Source organism: Streptococcus gallinaceus, assembly GCF_024170225.1.
GTDB classification, from domain to species: domain Bacteria; phylum Bacillota; class Bacilli; order Lactobacillales; family Streptococcaceae; genus Streptococcus; species Streptococcus gallinaceus.
Window position 1 is genome coordinate 233,074 of record NZ_JALJXU010000001.1, and the last position, 23,992, is coordinate 257,065.

19 protein-coding genes and 1 pseudogene are annotated in these 23,992 nt (G+C 41.6%); 17 read left to right on the forward strand and 3 right to left on the reverse strand.

Annotation, left to right across the window (positions count from 1 at the left end; all coding sequences use genetic code 11):
• Nucleotides 1–162 precede the first annotated feature (162 nt).
• From J2T50_RS01200 to J2T50_RS01210, 3 genes are read left to right on the forward strand one after another with little or no spacing between them, the layout of a single operon-like run.
• Nucleotides 163–384 carry a helix-turn-helix transcriptional regulator gene (locus J2T50_RS01200; RefSeq protein ID WP_253362835.1) on the forward strand — a complete coding sequence of 74 codons (222 nt, stop codon included), beginning with the start codon at nt 163–165 and terminating at the stop codon, nt 382–384.
• Complete coding sequence (locus J2T50_RS01205; RefSeq protein ID WP_253362837.1) at nt 377–1,132, forward strand: DUF3169 family protein; 756 nt, start codon at nt 377–379, stop codon at nt 1,130–1,132. The genes J2T50_RS01200 and J2T50_RS01205 overlap by 8 nt, the downstream gene beginning before the upstream one ends.
• Before the next feature lie 9 nt (nt 1,133–1,141).
• Nucleotides 1,142–1,786: a CPBP family intramembrane glutamic endopeptidase gene (locus J2T50_RS01210; protein ID WP_253362839.1), complete on the forward strand. Its 645-nt coding sequence runs from the start codon at nt 1,142–1,144 to the stop codon at nt 1,784–1,786.
• A 43-nt stretch (nt 1,787–1,829) separates the two neighbouring features.
• Here J2T50_RS01210 and nrdF read toward each other — a convergent pair whose 3' ends face one another.
• From nrdF to nrdH, 3 genes are all read right to left on the reverse strand, one after another.
• The gene (gene nrdF / locus J2T50_RS01215; protein ID WP_253362841.1) at nt 1,830–2,789 is read right to left on the reverse strand and encodes a class 1b ribonucleoside-diphosphate reductase subunit beta; all 960 of its coding nucleotides are present in this window, start codon (nt 2,787–2,789) and stop codon (nt 1,830–1,832) included.
• 278 nt (nt 2,790–3,067) lie between these two features.
• Nucleotides 3,068–5,227 carry a class 1b ribonucleoside-diphosphate reductase subunit alpha gene (gene nrdE / locus J2T50_RS01220; protein ID WP_253362843.1) on the reverse strand — a complete coding sequence of 720 codons (2,160 nt, stop codon included), beginning with the start codon at nt 5,225–5,227 and terminating at the stop codon, nt 3,068–3,070.
• 31 nt (nt 5,228–5,258) lie between these two features.
• Nucleotides 5,259–5,480 (reverse strand): glutaredoxin-like protein NrdH, encoded by a 222-nt coding sequence (gene nrdH, locus J2T50_RS01225; protein WP_253362845.1) that lies wholly within the window; start codon nt 5,478–5,480, stop codon nt 5,259–5,261.
• A 281-nt stretch (nt 5,481–5,761) separates the two neighbouring features.
• On the opposite strand from nrdH, the gene acnA reads away from it, so the two are divergent.
• The 14 genes and pseudogenes from acnA (at nt 5,762) to J2T50_RS01295 (ending at nt 23,530) form a co-directional block, all read left to right on the forward strand.
• A complete protein-coding gene (gene acnA / locus J2T50_RS01230; protein WP_253362847.1) occupies nt 5,762–8,431 on the forward strand; it encodes an aconitate hydratase AcnA in 2,670 nt (889 codons plus the stop codon).
• The gene (locus tag J2T50_RS01235) at nt 8,428–9,546 is read left to right on the forward strand and encodes a citrate synthase (RefSeq protein WP_253362850.1); all 1,119 of its coding nucleotides are present in this window, start codon (nt 8,428–8,430) and stop codon (nt 9,544–9,546) included. Before acnA ends, J2T50_RS01235 begins: the two co-directional genes overlap by 4 nt.
• 2 nt (nt 9,547–9,548) lie before the next feature.
• Nucleotides 9,549–10,730, forward strand: coding sequence for an NADP-dependent isocitrate dehydrogenase (icd, locus tag J2T50_RS01240; protein ID WP_253362852.1), 1,182 nt, complete (start codon nt 9,549–9,551; stop codon nt 10,728–10,730).
• Nucleotides 10,731–10,873: 143 nt separating this feature from the next.
• Nucleotides 10,874–11,137 carry a phosphocarrier protein HPr gene (locus J2T50_RS01245; protein ID WP_049617645.1) on the forward strand — a complete coding sequence of 88 codons (264 nt, stop codon included), beginning with the start codon at nt 10,874–10,876 and terminating at the stop codon, nt 11,135–11,137.
• A 4-nt stretch (nt 11,138–11,141) separates the two neighbouring features.
• Nucleotides 11,142–12,869, forward strand: coding sequence for a phosphoenolpyruvate--protein phosphotransferase (ptsP, locus tag J2T50_RS01250; protein WP_253362854.1), 1,728 nt, complete (start codon nt 11,142–11,144; stop codon nt 12,867–12,869).
• 101 nt (nt 12,870–12,970) lie between these two features.
• A complete protein-coding gene (rnc, locus tag J2T50_RS01255; RefSeq protein ID WP_253362856.1) occupies nt 12,971–13,657 on the forward strand; it encodes a ribonuclease III in 687 nt (228 codons plus the stop codon).
• A complete protein-coding gene (gene smc / locus J2T50_RS01260) occupies nt 13,657–17,190 on the forward strand; it encodes a chromosome segregation protein SMC (protein ID WP_253362858.1) in 3,534 nt (1,177 codons plus the stop codon). The genes rnc and smc overlap by 1 nt, the downstream gene beginning before the upstream one ends.
• A gap of 1 nt (nt 17,191) precedes the next feature.
• Entirely contained in the window at nt 17,192–18,019 is an 828-nt protein-coding gene (locus tag J2T50_RS01265) for a Cof-type HAD-IIB family hydrolase (RefSeq protein ID WP_253362860.1), read from the forward strand.
• Between the two features lie 257 nt (nt 18,020–18,276).
• Nucleotides 18,277–19,023: a S8 family serine peptidase gene (locus tag J2T50_RS10560; protein ID WP_253362862.1), complete on the forward strand. Its 747-nt coding sequence runs from the start codon at nt 18,277–18,279 to the stop codon at nt 19,021–19,023.
• Between the two features lie 11 nt (nt 19,024–19,034).
• Nucleotides 19,035–19,391, forward strand: coding sequence for a hypothetical protein (locus J2T50_RS01275; protein WP_253362864.1), 357 nt, complete (start codon nt 19,035–19,037; stop codon nt 19,389–19,391).
• 50 nt (nt 19,392–19,441) lie between these two features.
• Nucleotides 19,442–20,137 carry a S8 family serine peptidase gene (locus J2T50_RS01280; RefSeq protein ID WP_253362866.1) on the forward strand — a complete coding sequence of 232 codons (696 nt, stop codon included), beginning with the start codon at nt 19,442–19,444 and terminating at the stop codon, nt 20,135–20,137.
• 66 nt (nt 20,138–20,203) lie between these two features.
• The gene (locus J2T50_RS01285) at nt 20,204–21,079 is read left to right on the forward strand and encodes an Fn3-like domain-containing protein (RefSeq protein WP_366515771.1); all 876 of its coding nucleotides are present in this window, start codon (nt 20,204–20,206) and stop codon (nt 21,077–21,079) included.
• Between the two features lie 376 nt (nt 21,080–21,455).
• Nucleotides 21,456–21,782: pseudogene (locus tag J2T50_RS01290) on the forward strand (integrase core domain-containing protein); the annotation flags it as partial.
• Between the two features lie 35 nt (nt 21,783–21,817).
• A complete protein-coding gene (locus tag J2T50_RS01295; protein WP_253362870.1) occupies nt 21,818–23,530 on the forward strand; it encodes an IS1182 family transposase in 1,713 nt (570 codons plus the stop codon).
• Nucleotides 23,531–23,992: the final 462 nt, after the last annotated feature.

Here is a 23,992-nt window from a genome sequence, read left to right on the forward strand (position 1 = left end):
CAAATATTAAAGGAGTAAAAATACTATGTCAAAACTATTAGAAAATCTAAAACATCAAAAACATCAAAAACGTCAAAAATGTCAAATGATCAGGAGTGGCTTGGGAGATAATGAGTTGATAATCTCAAGGAAAACCGTCCTGTGAACTAGGGGGGATCAAGAATGGACTATATCTTAAAAAATCGGCTCAAGGAACTGCGAGCCAGAGATGGTTACAATCAGACTGAGTTGGCTCAGTTAGCTGGAGTCTCGCGTCAGACCGTTAGCCTGATAGAGCGGGGAGACTACCAGCCGTCGGTGGTGGTAGCCCTGCGGATTGCACAGATTTTCAATGAATCAGTAGAACATGTCTTTCGTTTAGAGGAGGTTGGGGACAATGAATAAGAAAAATACAGTATTCAAAAAGCGGATGATTTACTTTGCTATGTATGGAGTAACCGGCTTGCTATTGGGATATCTTGCTCCTGCTTTGGTAGGAGTTGTGAATGGTATGGAGCTCAGTCTTTCAACCGCTAGAAATACTCTTTTACTCGTGACAAATTTGGCTTTTGCCTTGACCTTCCTGATGGGAATTGTCTTTTACCAACGTGCAAGAAAGGCTGAAAAAGCATACAATGAAGCAAATATGGATGATGACCAGTCTGTCGCTCAGCTTTATACAAGGCTCTACCGCAACATGGAGTATGCTGTGGTGATTGGGAATATCGAAGGAGTTTTAGCAATTTTTAACCTTATGCTAGGGTCGCAGTTATTATTCCAGTCGACTGGTGCTGAGTTGAGTTTGCCGATGTATGGATTTTTAGAATTGATTTTACTCAGTATTTTCCAAACTCGCCTTTTCAAGCTGATTGAACGAGTTCGCCAGTATAAATTGTCTGTTTTTTCAACGGCGAGCGAAATCAAAGCCTATGTTAATTCTTATGATGAGGGTGAGCGCCAGGTCAACTTTGAACAGAGTTTTGTGACACTTTTTAACCTCAATCAGAAAGTGCTACCGATTCTTTATGTAGCTGTCTTTGCCGTTTCTGTCATCAGCCAGAGCCAGCAGTTGATGGCTTATCTGGTGGTAGCCTTTGTTCATATTTACATTAATCTCAGCCAGTGCCGCATGGTCAAAGAGTATTTTAAGTAAGGAGTGGGTATGAAAAAAATTATTTCTAGCAGTCTGTTGTTAATTTTGTGGTTGTTTCTCTATATACTAAGTTCAGGGCTGATGCAGGTAGGACCGCATATGAGGGGACTTCCTTTTCTAGTTTGGGGTATGACTGTGATAGGGATTATGCTGCTGAGCTTGCTTATCTGGTTTTACCATTACATCTACAAGGGCATGAAGTGCGATTTGTCTGGTTTGGATGCAAAGTTTCAAAAGGTTTGGGGACCGATTGTTCTCTACGTTCTATTTATGGTGTTGCAAGTGCTTTTCCCGGTAAAGGCTGGTACCAATCAGCGAGCCTTGATTGATATTATCCAAGCTGTACCGATTCCAGCATTTTTCAATACAGTCATTTTTGCGCCAATCTTGGAAGAATACATTTTCCGAGGCATGTTACGTGGCTACTTTTTCCCGGAAATTGCAAGTATGAGACAGGCAATTGTCTATTGTTTGGTATCTGCTAGCTTCTTTTCTCTCCTTCATATGCCGAACACACCGATTCATTTCTTGATTTATGGGACAATGGGATTTGCATTTTCTTGGCTTTATCTGGCAAAAGATGACCTCCGCTATCCGATTGGTCTCCATATGGCAAATAATCTTCTCGCTTTTGTGAGTATCCTGCTGGTCTAAAAAGAAAACTCCTTAGAAATTTGATTTCTAAGGAGTTTTTTGATTATAAACCGAAATTGTAGTCATCGTCCTGCATGGCTTCAACTGTACCAAGGAGGTAACCGTTTCCGACCTGACTGAAGAAGTCGTGGTTGGATGTTCCAGTGGAGATACCGTTCATGATGATTGGATTGACATCATCGGCTGAGTCTGGGAAGAGTGGATCTTGTCCCAAATTCATGAGAGCCTTATTGGCGTTGTAGCGGAGGAAGGTCAACACTTCCTCAGTCCATCCGACTTGGTCGTAGAGGGATTGAGTGTATTTTTCCTCGTTTTCATAAAGTTGGTAGAGGAGATTGTACATCCAGCTACGGAATTCTTCTTGCTCTTCTTGAGGCAATTCATTAAAACCAAGTTGGAATTTGTAACCGATATAAGTCCCGTGAACGGACTCATCGCGGATGATGAGTTTGATAATCTCAGCAACGTTGGCTAATTTATTGTTACCCAAGTAGTAGAGTGGAGTGAAGAAGCCAGAGTAGAAGAGGAAGGTTTCAAGATAAGTTGATGCAACTTTCTTCTGTAGGGCGTTTCCGTTTTCGTAAATATCGTTGATGATACGAGCTTTCTCTTGAAGATACTCATTGTTGTTGGTCCATTCAAAAATTTCTTCGATTTCAGACTTAGTATTCAAAGTTGAAAAGATTGAAGAGTAGGATTTTGCGTGGACAGATTCCATAAATTGGATATTGTTGAGAACAGCTTCTTCGTGAGGTGTACGAACGTCGGCACGAATGGCCTCCACACCAGATTCAGACTGCATGGTATCCAAGAGAGTCAATCCCCCGAACACTTTACCGACCAAATCTTTTTCCACGGCTGAAAGTTTACGCCAGTCATCCAAGTCATTTGACAAAGGAATACGTGTATCGAGCCAAAATTGCTCCGTCAACTTTTCCCAAGTAGACTTGTCGATGACATCCTCGATGGCATTCCAGTTTATAGCTTCATAGTAAGTTGTCATGAAAATTTTCTCCTAACAGAGTGATACAGTTATTATAACATAAATCAAAGAACCCGGATGAAAGCCCTAGGTTCTATGAAAATTCTAGAATTTACAATTTTTCTATTGATAGAGATGAGGAAGCAGAAGCGCTAACTCCAAGTTTTCTGTGCCTTACGACACGAAGTAAAAGGTGTCGATCATACACCTTTTGCGCAGTTAGTGAGGTAGCTAGCCAATGCACCATAGTGCTTGGCGTAGAAGGCTTAGGAGCTAAGGCTCCAATCCTTCTTGCTACGTCAAATCACACAGCTTTCACATTGGTTTGCGCCGACTTCTTCACCGTCATCTGTAAAGGTGCGGACATAGTAGATAGACTTAATGCCTTTGTTGAAGGCGTAGTTGCGCAAGATAGAAAGGTCACGAGTGGTTTGTTTGCTTTCGGTTTTCCATTCGTAGAGTTCTTTTGGCAATTCGCTGCGAAGGAAAAGTGTCAATGAAAGACCTTGGTCCACGTGCTCTGTTGCAGCAGCATAGACATCAATCACTTTACGCATATCCATATCGTAAGCCGACTTGTAGAATGGAATAGTTTCAGTTGAAAGTCCAGCAGCAGGATAGTAAATCTTACCGATTTTCTTTTCTTGACGCTCCTCAATCCGTTGTGTAATTGGGTGGATAGAAGCAGATACGTCATTGATATAAGAAATCGATCCGTTTGGCGCTACCGCAAGACGGTTTTGGTGGTAAAGACCATCTGCCATGACTTTGTCACGGAGAGCAGCCCAATCTTGTCCGTCTGGGATGAAGATGCCGTCGAAGAGCCCTTTGACTTTATCAGAATTTGGTTGGTAGGCACCAGTTACGTATTTGTCGAAGTAAGTGCCGTTAGCGTAGTCTGATTTTTCAAAGTTAGCAAAAGTTTCCTTGCGTTCGCGAGCAATGTTGTTTGATTCTACCAAAGTCCAGTAGTTGAGGAGCATGAAGTAGATGTTTGTAAATTCGACAGCTTCAGCTGAACCGTAGTCCATGAGATTTTGTGCGAGATAAGAGTGAAGTCCCATGGCACCGAGTCCGATTGAGTGGGCTTGTTTGTTCCCGTGGGCAACAGTTGGTACAGCAACGATGTCAGAATGGTCAGTGATGTAAGTCAAGGCGCGTGTCATCACACGGATTGATTTTCCAAAATCAGGTGATTGCATCAAGTTGACAATGTTAGTCGAACCCAAGTTACATGATACGTCAGTTCCCATATCCAGGTATTTTTGAGCGTCATTGATGACACTTGGTTTTTGCACTTGAAGAATCTCTGAACAGAGGTTGGACATGATGATTTTTCCGTCTACTGGATTTGATCTGTTAGCTGTATCAATGTTGATGATGTATGGGTAGCCAGATTCTTGTTGGAGTTTTGAGATTTCAGTTTCCAAATCACGGGCCTTGATTTTTGTTTTGCGAATACGTGGGTTAGCAACGAGTTCGTCATATTTTTCAGTGATGTCAATGTAGCTGTAAGGTACACCGTATTCTAATTCGACTGAGTATGGGCTGAAGAGGTACATATCTTCATTTTTACGTGCCAATTCGTAGAATTTATCTGGAACAGTGATTCCGAGGGAAAGGGTCTTAACACGTACTTTTTCATCAGCGTTTTCTTTCTTAGTAGAAAGGAAGGAGATGATATCTGGGTGGAAGACATCCAGGTAGACAACCCCCGCCCCTTGACGCTGACCGAGTTGGTTAGAGTAGGAGAAGCTATCTTCGAACAGTTTCATGACAGGCACGACACCAGATGCGGCTCCGTCGTATCCCTTGATCGGGGCACCAGCTTCGCGCAAATTGCTGAGCGAAATCCCAACGCCACCTCCGATACGAGAGAGTTGGAGGGCAGAGTTGATGGAACGACCGATAGCGTTCATATCATCCGTCACTTGGATGAGGAAACAAGATACCAATTCTCCACGGCGAGCACGACCAGCATTCAAGAAACTTGGTGTCGCAGGTTGGTAGCGCAAGTGGATCATCTCATTTGCCAACTCTTTGGCTAATTCTTCATTTCCCTCTGCAAAATAGAGAGCGTTGAACAAGACGCGGTCTTCCATGCTTTCAAGGTAGAAGCTACCATCGTTGGTTTTCAAAGCGTATTGGTTGTAGAATTTATAGGCCGCCATGAAAGACTTAAATGTAAAGTTTTGTGATTTCAAAAATGCAGCTAATTCTTCAATAAAGTCTGCGCTGTACTGCGCCAAAAATTCACTTTCAAGATAGTTTTCTTCCAATAAATATTCGATTTTGTCAGCCATAGTATCGAATTTCATGGTATTTGGTTCAACATTTTCCTTAAAAAATGCAGCCAAAGCATCTTGGTCTTTATGAAGAGGGATTTGTCCGTTTACAGGACGATTGATTTCATTATTGAGACGGAAGTAAGAAACGTCTCCCAAGTTTTTCAAGCTCATAATTTTTTCTTTCTAAATCTTAAAAAAGGAATTAACCCACAAGGTTTTTCAATTTACTTGGTTGGAATCCAGAGAAACTTTCGGTTTCTGTTTCCACAACAGGAGCTGCTGAGAAACCTAAGTCTTTGACGTGTTGGATGAATTCAGGTTGTTCGTCGAGGTTGATTTCCTTAAATTCAATATTTTTTTCATCTAAAAAGCGTTTTGTCATCTTACATTGGACACAGTTATTTTTTGAATAGACAGTTACCATCATTTTCTCCTTAAATTTAATACTGTACTAGAATACACTGAAAAAGAGCAAAAGTCAAATGAGAAAAACTAAATATTGGGTGCTGAAAACAGTATATACACAATATATAGTGCAAACCTTATTGAATAGGCATTTGTGGCTGACAGAGAATTTCATGAAAGAGAGGCAGTGTTTTCAAAAGTTATTTATATGTTAGAAATTATAACGCAGAAATCAAAATAATATTGCAATAATTTTCAGAATATTGTATAATATCCCCAATAGAAAACGGAGGTTTTGAGATGATGGAACAGGTAAAGAAAATCATAACAGACGGATCTCGTTCATTTTCATATTTTGATATAGCGACTGCTTGCTTAAATGAAGGTGTGCATATTTCTACTCTTCCTTATACAGTACGTATTCTTCTTGAAAGTTTATTACGGAAAGAAGATGGTGTGGATGTTACAAAATATAACATTGTTACGCTTATTCGTTACCAGGCGAGTGCACCCAAAGGAGAAGTGCCTTTCAAGCCTAGTCGTGTGATTTTGCAGGACTTTACGGGGGTTCCAGTGGTGGTGGATTTGGCTTCTATGCGGGATGCGGTTGTTAAACGTGGCGGCAATCCTGACCTTATCAATCCAGAAATTCCAGTTGACTTAGTTGTAGACCACAGTGTGCAGGTTGATGTGTTCGGCACGGATACGGCTCTAGAGGAAAATATGGCTTTGGAATTCACTCGCAATAATGAACGCTATGAATTTCTCAAGTGGGCGGAAAATTCTTTTGACAACTATCGTGCGGTTCCACCAGCGACTGGTATCATTCATCAGGTTAATATCGAGTTTTTGAGCGATGTGATTATTGAAAAGGATGGTCTACTTTACCCAGATTCTATGTTTGGGACGGATAGCCATACGACCATGATTAACGGGATTGGTGTCTTAGGCTGGGGTGTCGGAGGCATCGAGGCCGAAGCGGCAATGCTAGGTGAAGCGTCTTATTTCCCTGTTCCTGAAGTCATCGGTGTTCGTTTGACGGGGCGTTTGCCGAAGATTGCAACTGCGACGGATTTAGCTTTGAAGGTCACGCAGGTCCTCCGTCAGGAAAATGTAGTCGGTAAATTCGTTGAGTTTTTTGGTCTAGGATTGGCTAGTCTGTCCTTAGCAGATCGTGCGACAGTTTCAAATATGGCACCTGAATATGGCGCGACGTGTGGTTATTTCCCTATTGATGATGAGACGCTCAACTACATGCGCTTGACCAATCGTTCGGAGGAGCATATCCGTTTGACAAAAGCCTATGCTAAGGCGAATCATCTCTTTTACGATGAAAATACGACGCCGACCTATACAAAGGTTATCGAGCTTGATTTGTCGACTATTGTACCAGCAATTTCGGGGCCAAAACGCCCTCAGGATTTGATTGCCCTAACAGATGCCAAGGAAGAATTTCAAGCCAGCTTAGTGCGTGAGGTCGGTGTTCGTGGCTTTGGTTTGACTGATGACGAAGTTGCCAAATCAGCGACGGTACACTTTGCGACAGAGGACGTGGAAATTTCAACAGGACACGTCGCTATCGCAGCTATTACTTCTTGTACCAATACTTCCAATCCCTACGTTCTCATGTCAGCGGGACTTCTAGCTAAGAAGGCAGTTGAGCGTGGATTGCAGGTTTCAAAAGCTGTGAAAACATCGCTGGCACCGGGCTCAAAAGTGGTGACAGGGTACTTGCGCAATTCTGGTCTGCAAGCATACTTGGATCAACTCGGCTTCAACTTGGTGGGTTATGGCTGCACGACTTGTATCGGGAACTCGGGTGATCTTTTGCCAGAGGTAGCTGAAGCTATCAAGTCAGAAGATTTGCTGGTATCTGGTGTCTTATCTGGCAATCGAAATTTTGAAGGACGGATCAATCCGCTTGTCAAGGCCAATTTTCTAGCTAGTCCGCCACTGGTAGTGGCTTACGCTCTGGCGGGCACTATCAATATTGACTTGACGACAGGACCGCTTGGATATGATGAGGCTGGACAAGCTGTCTATTTAGACGATGTCATGCCGACGCAGGAAGAAGTTGCAGCCTATGTGGACAAGTATGTGACCTGTGATTTGTTTGAAGAAGAGTACAAGCAGGTCTTTACGGACAGTCGACGTTGGAATGCCATTGAGACCAGCACCGGGAAAAATTACGCTTGGAATGAAGCATCGACCTACATCCAAAATCCGCCTTACTTCGATGAGTTAAAGGAAGATTTGACTATTTCTCCTTTGAAAAATCTAGCGGTTCTGGCTAAGTTTGGAGATACGGTTACCACAGACCACATCTCACCAGCGGGAAATATCGCACGTACCAGTCCTGCGGCTCAGTACTTGGCTGAAAATGGGGTTGATTACCAAGATTTCAACTCATATGGTAGTCGCCGTGGAAACCACGAAGTCATGATGCGGGGGACATTTGCCAATATCCGCATCAAGAATGAGCTAGCTGACGGGAAAATTGGTGGCTGGACCAAGTATGATGACGAGATTCTTCCTATATATGATGCCGCTATGACCTACAAGGAAGCGGGTGTTGGAAGTTTGATTATTGCAGGCAAGGACTACGGAATGGGTTCTAGTCGTGACTGGGCAGCAAAAGGGGCTAGTCTTCTTGGGGTCAAAGCAGTGCTGGCAGAATCCTTTGAGCGTATCCACCGTTCCAATTTGGTCATGATGGGTGTGCTGCCTCTGCAGTTTTTAGAGGGAGACAGTGTAGCTAGTCTTGGTCTGACAGGAGCAGAACGATTTGATATTGATGTGACGGAGGAGGTAAGAGTTGGGCAAATCGTCACTGTGCGAGCAGTCAGTGCTGAGGGCGTCAAGGAGTTTAAAGTTAAAGTACGATTTGATGCAGATGCGGATATTCGCTATTATCGCTACGGCGGTATTTTGCCGATGGTTGTCAAGAAAAAAATGGGGGAATTAGCATGACAGACAGTATGGGTCTTAAGGATATGATTGCCTGTGATACGCGAATCAGTGCCATCGAAAATGATGAATTATCCTATGCGGGCTACAATATTTCTGAGTTTATGGAGAATAATGCCTCTTTTGAGGAGGTCATTTATCTCTTGTGGAATCTGCATCTGCCAACGCAGATTGAACTCAATCATTTTGAAGAACGCCTGCGACAGGAGTATGCGATTTCAGATGCAGTGGAGCAGTGCATTCTTATCCAGTCGCGCAAGCACCTCCATCCTATGAGTGTTTTGCGTTCGACGGTTTCCCTCTTGGGTGTTTACAATATTCATGCGGAGGAAAATTCGATTGAGGCCATGTACGACCAATCCATCCAGATTATGGCCAAGGTGCCGACCATTATTGCTACTTTTGCGCGGCTTCGTCAGGGCTTGACTCCCATTGCTCCGAGGGAGGATTTGGGTTTTGCGGCCAATTTTCTCTATATGCTAAAGGGAGAAGAGTCTTCTGAATTGGAAGTGCGAGCTTTTAATAAGGCGCTCATTCTCCACGCAGACCACGAGCTCAATGCTTCGACTTTTGCGGCGCGTGTGACGGCTTCGACCTTGACAGATATCTATTCTTGTGTGACGACAGCTATCGGTACGCTGAAAGGTTCGCTTCATGGAGGTGCCAATGAACGAGTGTTCGACATGCTGGTGGATATTCGGGAGTCTGGTGATACAGAGAGTTACCTGCGTCAGAAGTTGGATTCTAAAAAAAAGATAATGGGGTTTGGTCATCGGGTTTATAAGACGGTTGATCCGCGGCAAAAATATTTAAAAGAAATGGCGCTGGCGCTGACTCAAGGAACGGATGATGAAGAGTTTTACAATTTATCCCAAGAAGTAGAAGAGTTTATTCGCCATGAAAAGGGCTTGATTCCAAATGTGGACTTTTACTCGGCAACGGTTTATCATGTGCTGGGAATTGACAGTGACATCTTTACCTTGATTTTTGCTATGAGTCGGATGTCAGGCTGGATTGCTCATGTGCAAGAGCAAAAGAAAAATAACAAACTCATTCGGCCGCGTTCGCATTATGCAGGGCAAAGAGACTTGGTTTATATGCCAATCAATCGGAGGTAAGTATGGCAGAGAAGATTTTCATGAAAGATGGCATTTTGCAGGTGCCTAGTCATCCCATTATCTCCTATATAGAAGGAGATGGTGTCGGGCAGGATATTTGGAAAAATGTGCAAGAAATCGTTGACAGGGCAGTTGAGAGGACTTATGATGGTCAGTATTCTATTGCCTGGCAGGAAGTTCTGGCTGGAGAAAAAGCTGTTGCTTTGACAGGAACGTCTTTGCCGACGGAGACTTTGAAAGTTATCAAAGAGAGTCTGGTAGCTATCAAGGGACCGCTTGGGACGCCAGTTGGTGAGGGCATGCGTTCGCTCAATGTGGCGCTTCGTCAGGAATTGGATTTATTTGCCTGTGTGCGGCCTGTCCGGTATTTTAAGGGAGTTCCTAGTCCGCTCAAGGAGCCTGAAAAGGCCAATGTGGTCATTTTCCGAGAAAATACGGAAGATATCTACGCGGGTATCGAGTGGGAAAAAGGAACTGCAGAAGTAGAGCGAGTTATCCGATTTTTACAAGAAGAAATGGCTGTCACTAAAATCCGCTTTCCAGAGACATCGGCCATCGGAATAAAACCCATTTCCCAAGAAGGCTCGGAACGCCTGATTCGTTCGGCAATACAGTTCGCCCTTGACAATGACTTGACGACAGTGACTCTTGTTCATAAGGGAAATATTCAAAAGTTCACAGAAGGTGGTTTTCGTAAGTGGGGCTACGAGTTAGCCCAGCGTGAATTTGCCAGAGAATTAGCAGACGGTCGTCTTCTTGTCAATGACATCATTGCGGATAATTTCTTGCAGCAAATTCTTCTTCACCCTGAAAACTTCCAAGTCGTGGCTTTAACCAATCTCAATGGTGATTACGCCGGCGATGCGGTAGCGGCTCAGGTCGGAGGGATTGGTATTTCGCCAGGAGCCAATATCAACTATATGACAGGTCATGCTGTCTTTGAGGCGACACACGGGACGGCACCAGATATCGCTGGTCAAGATAAGGCAAATCCTTGCTCCTTGCTCTTGTCTGCTGTCATGATGATGGATTACCTAGGCTGGAAAGAAGCGGGGCAGCGGATTACACGTGCAGTCGAAGAGACTATTTTATCAGGGCAAGTCACAGCTGACTTTGCGCAAATGATTGGAAAAGACGCACTTTCCACTTCGGAATTTTCTAAAAAAATCATTGAAAGATTATAGAGAAATCTTGTTTTCTGAAACTGTAAATTTGAATGTAGCATAGAAAATTCTTGAAAATGAAAGTGAGAAATGGTATAATATAGAATTGTAAGGGTTATCACAAGTAACCTACAATTTTTGAAAAAACAAAGGAGAAACCAAACATGGCTTCAAAAGATTTCCACATTGTGGCAGAAACAGGTATCCACGCACGTCCAGCAACTTTGCTTGTTCAAACTGCTAGCAAATTCGCTTCAGATATTACATTGAACTACAAAGAAAAATCAGTTAACTTGAAATCAATCATGGGTGTTATGTCACTTGGTGTTGGTCAAGGTGCTGATGTAACAATCACTGCTGAAGGTGCAGATGCTGATGACGCTATCGCAGCTATCTCAGAAACAATGGACAAAGAAGGATTGGCATAAGACTATGACAGAAATGCTTAAAGGGATTGCAGCATCCGACGGTGTTGCTGTTGCTAAGGCATATCTACTAGTTCAACCAGATTTGTCATTTGAAACTGTTTCAGTTGAAGATACAAATGCAGAAGAAGCTCGTCTAGATGCTGCTCTGGCGGCGTCGCAAGACGAGCTTTCTCTTATTCGTGCGAACGCAGTAGACAGCCTCGGTGAAGAAGCCGCAGCGGTTTTCGATGCTCATTTGATGGTTCTTGCTGACCCAGAAATGATTGGTCAAATCAAAGAAACGATCCGTGCTAAGAAAACAAACGCCGAAACTGGTTTGAAAGAAGTAACAGATATGTTCATCGCGATTTTTGAAGGTATGGAAGACAATCCATACATGCAAGAACGCGCTGCAGATATCCGCGACGTTGCAAAACGTGTCTTGGCTCACCTTCTTGGTGCAAGATTGCCAAACCCAGCAACAATCGATGAAGAGTCAATCGTGATTGCACATGACTTGACACCTTCTGATACTGCTCAATTGAACAAACAATTTGTAAAAGCTTTCGTAACAAACATTGGTGGTCGTACAAGTCACTCTGCTATCATGGCGCGTACGCTTGAAATCGCAGCAGTTCTTGGTACAAACAACATCACTGAAATCGTTAAAGACGGCGACATGCTTGCTGTTAACGGTATTACTGGTGAAGTCATCATCAATCCTACAGAAGAACAAATTGCAGCATTCAAAGAAGCTGGTGAAGCATATGCTAAACAAAAAGCTGAGTGGGCTCTTCTGAAAGATGCTCAAACTGTAACAGCTGACGGCAAACACTTTGAATTGGCAGCCAACATCGGTACACCTAAAGACGTTGAAGGTGTAAACGATAACGGTGCTGAAGCTGTTGGTCTTTACCGTACAGAGTTCCTTTACATGGATTCACAAGACTTCCCAACTGAAGATGAGCAATACGAAGCTTACAAAGCTGTACTTGAAGGCATGAACGGCAAACCAGTCGTGGTTCGTACAATGGATATCGGTGGTGATAAGGAACTTCCTTACTTCGACCTTCCACATGAAATGAACCCATTCCTTGGATTCCGTGCTCTTCGTATCTCTATCTCTGAAACTGGGGACGCTATGTTCCGCACACAGATTCGTGCCCTTCTTCGTGCATCTGTACATGGTCAACTTCGTATCATGTTCCCAATGGTTGCGCTTCTTAAAGAATTCCGCGCAGCTAAAGCTATATTCGACGAAGAAAAAGCGAAATTGGTTGCAGAAGGTGTTGCCGTTGCAGATGATATCCAAGTAGGTATCATGATTGAAATCCCAGCAGCAGCTATGCTTGCTGACCAATTTGCAAAAGAAGTTGACTTCTTCTCAATTGGTACAAACGACTTAATCCAATACACAATGGCTGCAGACCGTATGAACGAACAAGTATCATACCTCTACCAACCATACAACCCATCAATCCTCCGTTTGATCAACAACGTTATCAAAGCAGCTCACGCTGAAGGTAAATGGGCTGGTATGTGTGGTGAGATGGCTGGTGACCAACAAGCAGTTCCGCTTCTTGTCGGAATGGGCTTGGATGAGTTCTCAATGTCAGCTACTTCAGTACTTCGTACACGTAGCTTGATGAAGACTCTTGACACTGCTAAAATGGAAGAGTACGCAAACCGTGCCCTTACAGAATGTTCAACAGCAGAAGAAGTGCTTGAGCTTCAAAAAGAATATCTTGGTTAATACAGAAACACGGCTTCAGTCGTGTTTTTTTTTTACTGGTCAAATACAGGATGACAGCTAGATTTATGGTATAATAAAAGGACTGATGAAAAGGAGTTTTTATGGAAAACTTACGAGAAAAATTAGCGAGAGAATTTGGAATTCACGTACAAGATTTGAGTCTTTTTGAGACAGCTTTTACCCACACCTCTTACGCAAATGAGCACCGCCTTCTAAAAATTTCACATAATGAACGCTTGGAATTTTTAGGAGACGCTGTTCTACAACTGATCATATCTCAATACCTGTACAAACGGTATCCTCAAAAACCAGAGGGCGAAATGTCCAAAATGCGCTCTAGCTTTGTGCGTGAGGAGAGTTTGGCAGGCTTTTCGCGTTCCTGTGGATTTGACGCCTACCTTCTTTTAGGAAAAGGGGAAGAAAAATCCGGTGGTCGGAGCCGAGAAACCATTCTAGGGGATGCCTTTGAGGCATTTCTAGGAGCTCTTTTGTTGGATCAAGGGGTGGATGTGGTTGAAAAATTCCTCTATCAAGTCATGGTTCCGCATCTGGAAAATGGCACCTTTGAACGTGTGACAGACTACAAGACGATTTTGCAAGAGATGTTGCAGGTTAATGGCGAAATTGAGATTGCCTACAAGGTTGTCAGCGAGACAGGACCAGCACATGAGAAGGTATTCGAAGTGGAAGTCGCTGCCAACAATCAAGTCATCGGTCGCGGAGTTGGTCGTTCTAAGAAGATGGCAGAACAAGCTGCCGCTAAGAATGCTGTGGAGGCTCGTTCCTAATGTATTTGAAATCAATTGAGATGCAGGGGTTTAAGTCCTTTGCGGATAAGACCAAAGTGGTGTTCGACCAAGGGGTTACCGCAGTTGTTGGTCCAAATGGTTCTGGAAAATCCAATATCACAGAGAGTCTGCGTTGGGCCTTGGGGGAATCTTCCGCAAAAAGTCTGCGTGGTGGCAAGATGCCTGATGTAATTTTTGCTGGGACTCAAAATCGTAAGCCGCTCAATTATGCCTCAGTGGCGGTCACTTTGGACAATAGCAAGGGATTTATTGCCAATCGTTCAGCTGAAATCAAGGTTGAGCGTCATATTTATCGGTCGGGGGATAGTGAGTATCTGATTGATGGACAAAAGGTTCGTCTGCGGGATATTCACGATCTCTTCATGGATACTGGTCTGGGGCGTGATTCTTTTTCAATCATTTCCCAAGGTCGTGTGGAAGCAATTTTCAATTCTAAGCCGGAAGAACGCCGTGCGATTTTTGAAGAAGCTGCTGGCGTTTTAAAATACAAGACTCGGAAAAAAGAGACAGAGACTAAATTGTCCCAAACTCAAGACAATTTAGATCGTTTGGAAGATATCATCTATGAGCTGGATAATCAGGTTAAACCGCTTGAAAAGCAAGCTCAAGTTGCGAGACAATTTTTAGAATTAGATGGCAAGCGAAGCGAGCTTTACTTGGATGTTTTGGTAGAGCAGATTCGTCGTGGACGAGCAGAGTTGACTGCCAAAGAAGAAAGTCTAGCTCAAGTACGTGCTGAGCTGTCAGAGTACTATGCCCAACGGGATCAACTTGAGAAAGAAAATCAAGAACTCAAGAGCAAGCGGCATCAATTTGCCGAGAAGCTGGATGAAGAGCAAAATAGTTTACTGGATGTGACACGTCTGGTGAGTGATTTGGAACGAAAAATTGAAGTTCATCAGCTGGAATCCAGTCAAAATGAATCCAGCAAGAAAGACGCTCAGGAGCGCCTGGCTGGCTTGGCTGAAAAGCTTGGTCATTTGCAGAAGCAGCTGCTAGAAAAAGAATCTCATGAAGCAGATTTGAAAAAGGATCTGCAGGTAGTACGCGAGCGCTTGACTCAAGTTTCTCAAGAAATTTTGCATTTTTCAGAGGATTCAGATCAAGTGATTGAACACTTGCGGGAGCAGTTTGTCAAACTCATGCAGGCAGAAGCTGACCAGTCCAATCAATTAACCAAATTAGAGCAAGAAATCGCCAATCAAATCCATCAGTCTGAAAGCCAGTCTCAAGAATTGGAAAAACTAGAGGAGAGTCGGCAAAAGACAGAGCAAGAATTAGAAAAAAGCCAAGCAGAATTGACTCTTGCAGAGGAAACTCTTAAGGCGCTTCTTGCTAGTTATGAAACGACTCGAGCAGAACTTGTTGATGCGGAAAGCCGGTATCAGCAGGAGCAAGCAAGTATGTTTGATTTGCTGGACCAAGTGAAGGTAAAACGAGCGCGTCAGGCCAGTCTAGAAGCGATTTTGAAGAATCATTCCAACTTCTATGCCGGTGTTAAAGCGGTCTTGCAAGCCAAGGAACAGCTGGGTGGGGTTATCGGAGCGGTCAGTGAGCATTTGACCTTTGATACTCAGTATCAAACTGCCTTGGAAATTGCCTTGGGCGGTGCTAGCCAGAATATCATCGTAGAAGATGAAGCGGTTGCCAAGCGTGCCATTGCTTTTCTTAAACAAAATCGTCAGGGACGGGCGACCTTCTTGCCTGTTACGACCATTAAACCGCGCCAAATTGCGGGCCAGTTTTTACAGACATTAGAAGCGACCCAAGGTTATCTGGGGAGGGCGGATGAGTTGGTTTCTTACGAGCCTCGTTTGGCCAATATTTTCCAAAACTTACTGGGGGCGACGGCAATTTTTGATACGATTGACCATGCCAACCAAGCAGCGCGAGCTACACGTTTCCAAGTTAGAATAGTAACCTTAGACGGTTCAGAAATCCGTCCAGGTGGTGCCTTTGCCGGTGGTGCCAATCGCAACCAAAACACAACCTTTATCAAGCCTGAATTGGATGAGTTGTTGGTAGAGATTGAGGCATTATCAACCGACTTGCGCCGTCAGGAAATACAAGTTGCCGACGTGAAAGATGCCTTGGATGAGGTCCGTACTCGCATAGAATCCATCAAAGAAGAGGGCGAAGCAGCTCGATTAGCAGAGCAGAAATGCCGCCTATCGCACGAGCAAATTCTTGAGCGGATGTCTGATATTACCCGCTTGTACGAATTGCAAATGGGACAAGTTGCAGGTGGCAATCTTTCTGAGCTACAAGAATTGAAAGTGTCTACGGAAGCTTCTTTGGTAGATTTTGCACAGAAAAAAGTAGCATTAAATCGACAAATCGAGGAAGTGAAGCACAATCGCGATGCCATTCAGGAGAGTTTGCAAAAACTACAGAATTCTCAGTCTCAGTTAAAAGTGGAAGAAAATCAACTGACCAGTGAAATCCGATTTGCCCAGACAGAATCCAAGCGTTTGAGTGAAGAAATTGGTCAAGCTGAACATGAATCTTCTATTTTGCAGACCATTATTGACCAAAAAATCGAGGCTATGGATGACACGAGCTTAGAAGTGTTGGAAGAGCAGCTTCAGCAGGCTCAAGCTAAGAAAACGGATATCAATCAATCTCTTGTACGCTTGAAATTTGAGCTTGAGGATATTGAGGGAAGTTTGGAAGATTTGGAAGGTCACTTGGAGCAAGCCCGTCTGAAAAATGATGATCTTATTCGTCGTCAAGCCAAGTTAGAAGAGGATGTAGAGCAAGGTGGACAGCGGCTTCGTAGTCTGGTCTTGAATCTGACAGAGAACTTCAAGATGAGTTTTGATGAAGCCGACCAGCAAGCGAAAACTTTGGAAGACTTGGCTAGTGCTGAAAAGGAACTCAAGGACTTGGAGCGCGCCATTCGTGCCCTTGGACCGGTCAACTTGGATGCTATCGAACAATACGATGAAGTCAATAGCCGCCTAGCCTTTCTATCTAGCCAGCGTGAAGATGTCTTGTCTGCGCGTGATTTGCTCTTAGCGACAATCAACGATATGGACGACGAGGTAAAAGAGCGCTTCAAAGTGACATTTGATGCCATTCGCGAGTCATTCCAATTGACCTTTAAGCAAATGTTTGGTGGCGGTTCGGCAGACTTGATTCTGACTTGGAGCGACCTTTTGACTGCTGGAGTAGAGATTTCGGTGCAGCCACCAGGTAAGAAAATTCAATCCCTCAATCTCATGTCCGGTGGTGAAAAGGCCTTGTCAGCCTTAGCTCTGCTCTTTTCAATCATCCGTGTCAAAACCATTCCCTTTGTGATTTTGGATGAGGTTGAAGCGGCGCTTGATGAGGCTAATGTCAAACGGTTTGGGGATTATCTCAATCGCTTTGACAAGTCCAGCCAGTTTATCGTTGTGACCCATCGCAAGGGGACAATGGCAGCAGCAGACGCCATTTATGGGGTAACCATGCAAGAGTCTGGTGTCTCTAAGATTGTCTCCGTTAAGTTGAAAGATGTAGAAAAATTGTAAAATGAAAAAAATTTTAGCAAGTGATATGGACGGAACTTTCCTAGCTTCCGACCATACTTTTGATAAGGCGGCTTTTCGAAAGCTCCTTGATGATTGTAAAGAAAAGGGCTACCTTTTTGTGGCGGCCAGTGGTCGACCACTTTTGAGCTTGGAAAAAGTATTTGCAGGCTTTGAAAATGACATGGCTTTTGTTGCGGAAAACGGCTCGATTGTTTCCTATCAAGGTCAGATTCTTTTTGAAGACGAACCCATTCCTCAAGAAACCTACTTGGACATTGTCGATGCCATTGAAGAAGGGCCTTACGGAAGCCAAGGTCTGACAGTCTTGTCAGCACGTACGGGTGCTTATATGTTGACGGAAAGTCATCCTGAATACTTTGACTTGATTTCACAGTTTTATGTTAACACTCAGCGTGTGGATTCATTTTCTCAGGTGACGGAAAATATTATCAAGATGGTCGCTGCTTTTCCAGATGAAAAGATGGCAGAAGCGCAAGCTTGGCTCAATCAAAAATTTCCTCAAGTAGTGGCTGTCACTACGGGTGGTGATTCGGTGGATATTATCTTGTCAGGTGTCAACAAAGCGATTGGCTTACAGAAACTCTGTGACTATTTTGATGTGACTGCCGCAGACATTGTTGCTTTTGGTGACAATCAAAATGACCTAGAAATGCTTGATTTTGCTGGACTGGCTATCGCAACAGAAAATGCCAGACAAGAAGTAAAAGACCGAGTAGACCAAGTCATCGGCCACTGTAATGATGGCGCGGTGTTGAAGTTTATGGAAGAGTATGTAAACAAGGGGAATAGGCTCAAATCACTGAAATGAGTCTTTCCAGTAAAGCTTGAAACCTTTTGGTTTCAAGCTTTTTTCTATGCACATTTTATAAAAAATAGTAAAGAACTCTTAGGATTAACGGTGCATAATAACAAAACTAGGTTAACCTAACAAAGAATTCGTATAAAATAAATAATGTGCCAATCATAAAATGATGCAACAATAAAAACAAAGGAGTAATGTATGAAAAGAAAGTTTAGTCGCATTCTTTCGCTGTCGTTAGTAGCCAATCTGCTACTAGCTCAAGTGTGCCTGTTCACGCAGAAGTTGAGACGGCGCTAGTCGAGAGAATCAGACGGAAAGTAGCCAGCCACTCACTCACCATGTATGAGTGTGCTTTGCAAAAACGTGCAGAGTACCACGCCTTGTCTGATGAGTATAATAAGGAAATAGAAGAGGGTGAAAAACCTCGAAAAAACTTTATCGTCAGTGTGGCTGAAGGTCAAAAAGAGGCTGTAAAAGCAGCAGTACTTGCTATTCCAGGAGCTAAAATTGATGTCGAATATAACACGTTGATCAATGATTTCTCTGTGGAAATCGATAAAGAGTACAGTGAGCAGCTGCGTGCCATAGCCGGTGTGGTTTCTTGTAAGCCTGACCCAAAAATGAAATTTAATCCGGTCATGTTGAATGCTCGTGATGTGACTAGCTCAGATTTGGCGCAGGCGGTGGACAAGGTTTATGGTAAAAATAAAAACATCCAGGCGGATGGGCGTGGCTTGGTCATTGCTACGCTGGATACTGGGGTGGATATTCACCATAAGAGTATGCGTTTGGATACCGATGGAAAGGATGGTAAAGTTGACTTTCAACCAAAAATTGCTTCAGGAACTTACGGTTCCCAGTTTACTGAAAAAATTCCTTATGGTAAAAACTATATCGCTACCTATGGTACCAATAATACTGACCATGATGAAAATAATCTAAGAGACAGTCGGACGAAATCTTCACATGGGATGCATATTGCAGGGGCGATTGCCGCAAAGGTGTACTAGTTCTTGGTGCCATGGGAAATGCCTCAACTTCAACGAGTTCATTTGACAATTATGCCAATAAAGCGTTCAAGCAAGATGGATCTGTCTGGGACCAAGCTGATACTGAGATGATGGATGCGGTCCCCGCTATGGACTTTACTATGGGTGTTGGTGCCACACGAAATAGTGTGAGCCGTGAGCACAATGTAAAAATCGGAGATGACAATCTTGTATTCGCACCGATTGCTGAAAATTTTGTAAAATTGTATTCAAAATCCACTAAAGATGTTGAAATTGTGAATGCTGGGTTCTTAACGCAACAAGAATTAGACGGTACCAATGAAGTAGCTGGCTACGGAGTTAACCTCAAAGACAAAAAGCTCTTCTAGTAAAATGTGGCTATAATTCTGTTTACGAAAAAGTGCAGCTAGCGGACAAAGTGAAAGCAGCGGGCGTTATCATCGCTAATGGAGCAATTGACCACAAGGGTCGGGATATTTATAGCACCCGTCCAGATTACACACAAGCAACATTGGAGCCAGATTTCAATGTTTGGACGATTAGTATCAGTGGTGATGCCGGTGAAGCATTGGTTGCAAAAATCAATCAAGCATCTGGAACTTACTCAACTAAACTAACCTTTGACCGTTCGGTTGAGAAAAAAGACTTGAAAATCGGAAATGGTGTTGCAGGATTTAGCCAATGGGGGCCAACACCAACTCTTCGTTTGAAACCAGAAGTCGTTGCCCCAGCTGAAAATATCTTGTCAACAGAACAAGTAGATGAATCTGGTTCTAAATACGGTTATCAATCAGGGACTTCATTCTCAACTCTGATTACATCAGCGGTCTCAGCTTTAGCGATTTATCGTCAAAAAGAACTTGCTCCGACATTGGAAGGAATGGACAAGACAAAGTTTCTTAAAACCTTGGTAATGGCTGGTGCAGATCCGAACTACGATGATAAGACCAAAGGTGGCCATGCTGAGGAGGGTGGAAAATTGGAATATTCTCCACGTTCACAAGGTGCAGGGATGGTCAATGTTGATAAAATGCTGTCAATCAATGTCATCATCACCCGAGAAAATCCAAATATCCCCGTACCAAATGATAGCCTCGATGAAAACAATCCATAGGACACCAATAAAGATGGAAAAATTGATAAAACCCACCGCAACATTCCAGCGGCAGAACTAGGCGAAATTGGTAATGAAACCAAATTCACCCTGACCTTGACCAACTATTCAGATAAGGATGTTTCCTATAAAATCAAACCAGGTAAGGTGTTGAAAGAAACGACAGTGCCCGTTGTCAAACGTTACGACGAGAGTTGGAGCGCAGATGAGGGAGCTGTAAAAACAGAGACAATCAATGAAATTCATTCGGTGGTTGCAGAAGGTTCAAGCATTAAGGATAATCGCAATGGAGAAGTGACTGTTCCTAAAAACGGAAAAGTAACAGTTGAGTTTACTCTTAATGTCGCAGGCGTGAAGAAGAATAACTTCGTAGAAGGGTATCTCTACTTTGAACCAACGGAGAAGAGTGGCGAGCAACGGTTGTCCATTCCTTACCTAGGATTCTATGGTGATTGGAAAGTAGAACCTGTCCTAGATACCCTCGATAAACCAAATGAACAGAAGACTTCGGTTTATGGTGGTACGGGTCTCTATGTTGAAAATTCAGCCAATGCAAGCAGCAGTCACGGTAGTTCTGCAATGGTTATTCCACGTTTTTACTTGTTGCGTGATTCTAACGGCTTGAAAGTTGACGTGCTAAAAGAGCCATACGGCACTAAAAAATCACTTGAATCACAAGAAGATAAGATTTTGATGCGTAAGTTTGATACTTTAGGGAAAGATATCTTACAGCACTATCTTCGCGTATTTAATTCATGGATATTTGAAGACTCTAAATACATGACAAGTGTGACAGTACCAAAACGTGAATTTGGATGGGCCGGCACGGTCAGCAAGTCTGAGATGGAGAAACGCAAAGAAGCTCAAAGTGCAGGTATTTTGGGGCTTGTTATAGCCACAGTTGCCTTCCTCTTGCTGAAAAAGAAAAAAGATAAGAAATAATTCTCTCAAAAAAAACAAGATCCGTAATGGACTTTGTTTTTTAGCTATGTCTGAAAAGATAGAGAAATCCGTTAAATATCCGGGAAAGCATTAGTCGAAAACGTTCTATTTTGATATAATCGTTAGGAGAGTCATAAGATGAACGGATTATCTGTGGATTTCTAGGATGAAGGAATAGTATAAAAATAGAGAAATCCAATCAGAATTGGACAGATTTTTCTCTTTTACTAAATACTATGATTAGTAAGAAATCCGCTTATTTGGTATAATTGAAAAGAGAAAATCAAGTCATTTTCTGTAATGGATAGAAACAGGCGAGGCCCTATTTTTTGAGGTTTACTAGCCTGAAATCAACTTAGGAGAAAATTGTATGATTAAACTGATTGCGACAGATAATGGTTTTGAATTTACTCACTTTAAAGATACAAAGTTAGTACATCCTTTTGATCAACTTTGCCAGTCTTTAGGTATTGAACATAAATTAATTAGCCCTAGAACACCTAGACATAACGGTAAAGTAGAACGCAGTCATCGAAATGATAATAAACGGTTTTATACTCACTTGCATTTTTACTCATATAAAGACTTAATCAAACAAATGAAATCTTATTTATATCGCTCTAATCGACTACCCATGCAGACACTCCATTGGTTATCACCAATTGAAAAGCGCAAAAATTTAATGGGAGCTAGCCCCCATTAAATAATACCATATCGATATTCTTGTTCTTGTTTTTTTTGGTCTCACATCATTTACAAATATACAATATATCAGAATTAATAGAAAAAAATCATATATCAAGATTAATAAATGAAGTAGTAGAAGGAATAGATGATAAAAAAATAAAAGAAAGTTATAGTGGAGGAGGAAGTAGCTATCATCCAAAAATGATGTTAAAAGTAATAATATATGCGTATACAGAAAAGATAACATCAGGAAGAAAGATAGCTAAGTTATGTAAAGAAAATATCCCAGTGATGTGGTTAGCAGGGAGACAAAGACCAGATTTTAAAACAATAAATAGATTTAGAGTAAACAAAAAAGAATTAATAGATAGTGTGTTTGAATCAATAGTAATAAAGCTGATAGAGTTAGGAGAAATAAATACAGAAAACTACTTTTTAGATGGTACAAAGATAGAAGCCAACGCTAATAAGTATAGTTTTATATGGAAAAAGTCAGTAGAAAGATATAGTAATGGAATTACAAACAAAATTAGGGAATTTTTAGACGAAGCTGCAAAAATATCAAAAGAAGAATTAGAAGAAAACGAAACAGTAGATGCAATGATTGACATAAAAAAACTAGCAGATGAAATATTAGAAAATAGAGAAGAAATAACAAGTAAAGAAATAAGAAAAATAACAAATACACTAGAAAAAATATCGGAAGAACAAACACAAAAAGAAGTGTCAAAATCAAGACAAAAACCAATAAAAAAACTAATAAAAAAATTTAAAGATGATTTATTGCCAAGACAAGAAAAATACGAAAAACAAAAAGAAATACTAGGGGAAAGAAACAGTTATTCAAAAACAGATGAAGATGCAACATTTATGCGAATGAAAGATGATCATATGAAAAATGGACAACTAAAGGCAGGATATAATATTCAAGTAGGAACGAATAATCAATACATATTAAATTATACGATACATCAAAATCCAGGAGATACAAGAACATTTAAAGCACACATAGAAAATTTAAAAGAAAAGAATTTGATACACCCAAAAAGGATTGTAGCGGATGCAGGATATGGAAGTGAAGTTAATTATTTATATTGTTTAGAAAATAATTATGAGGCATTGATTCCATACAACATGTTAAGAAAAGAAGGATTAAGAAAAACAAAGAAAGATGTATTAAATAAATTAAATTGGAAATATAATTGTGAATTTGATAGTTATACGTGTCCAAATGGAAGGTATCTTGATTTTAAAAATTACAAAAGATATACGGATAAATATGGTTATACAAGAGATATAAAAGTATATGAATGTTACGACTGTAGTGACTGTCCATTAAAATCATTATGTACACAAGCTAAAGGAAATAGAAAAATAGAAGTTAATCCTACATATGAAGAATTAAAAGCACAAGTTAGATATTTCTTATTAGAAGATGAGCAAAGAAAAGAAATATACTCAAAACGAAAAATAGAAATAGAAAGTGTATTTGGAAATTTAAAACAAAACCAGGCGTTCACTAGATTTACCCTTAGAGGAATCGAAAAAGTGGAGGTCGAATTTGCGTTGCACGCTATTTCCCATAATTTGAAGAAGTTGGCGAAATCTTTGAGAAATAAGGATGAGTTGGCTTTCTTTTTGGGAAATATTTTCTTGGTTTTCCTATTTTTAATAAAAAAACAAGATTTTGAGAAAAATCTCATATCTTGTTTTTTTTATTTTGGACTTTTGGGTCAGCCCCCTTTATTTATAAATGAGGAATGAGTATGAAGGGAGTGGGCCAGAAGTGTACTGATCCTAAAAAGTTGAACAGTAAATTAAGCAATGGATTTAGTTTTATATTGAACAGGACTAATTTTTTATTTTAAATTTAAAATTGTTAAAAAATTGCCAATCCATGAATCATATTTTTTATGTTATAGAAAGTATTTAATAGGTTACCTGTACTTGATGATGGGGAAAAGCAATTCACGTAAATGATACAGTATGTAGTGAAGAATAACCTTTATATCAAGGGCTTTTATTCCAAAGGGGATAAGAGGCTTATTTTTTTTACCAAAATTAGCATAGATCAACTGTAAAGCAGCTAGAGGGGTGTGCATAGTATTTAATGATTAGGGTGTTCATCGTTAAGATAATGCACCGAGTAAAAAATACTGATTTATCAAGGTTTTTCAAGAATATTTTAACGATAATACCGTTAGATAGTATAAGTGGGTGCAAAAT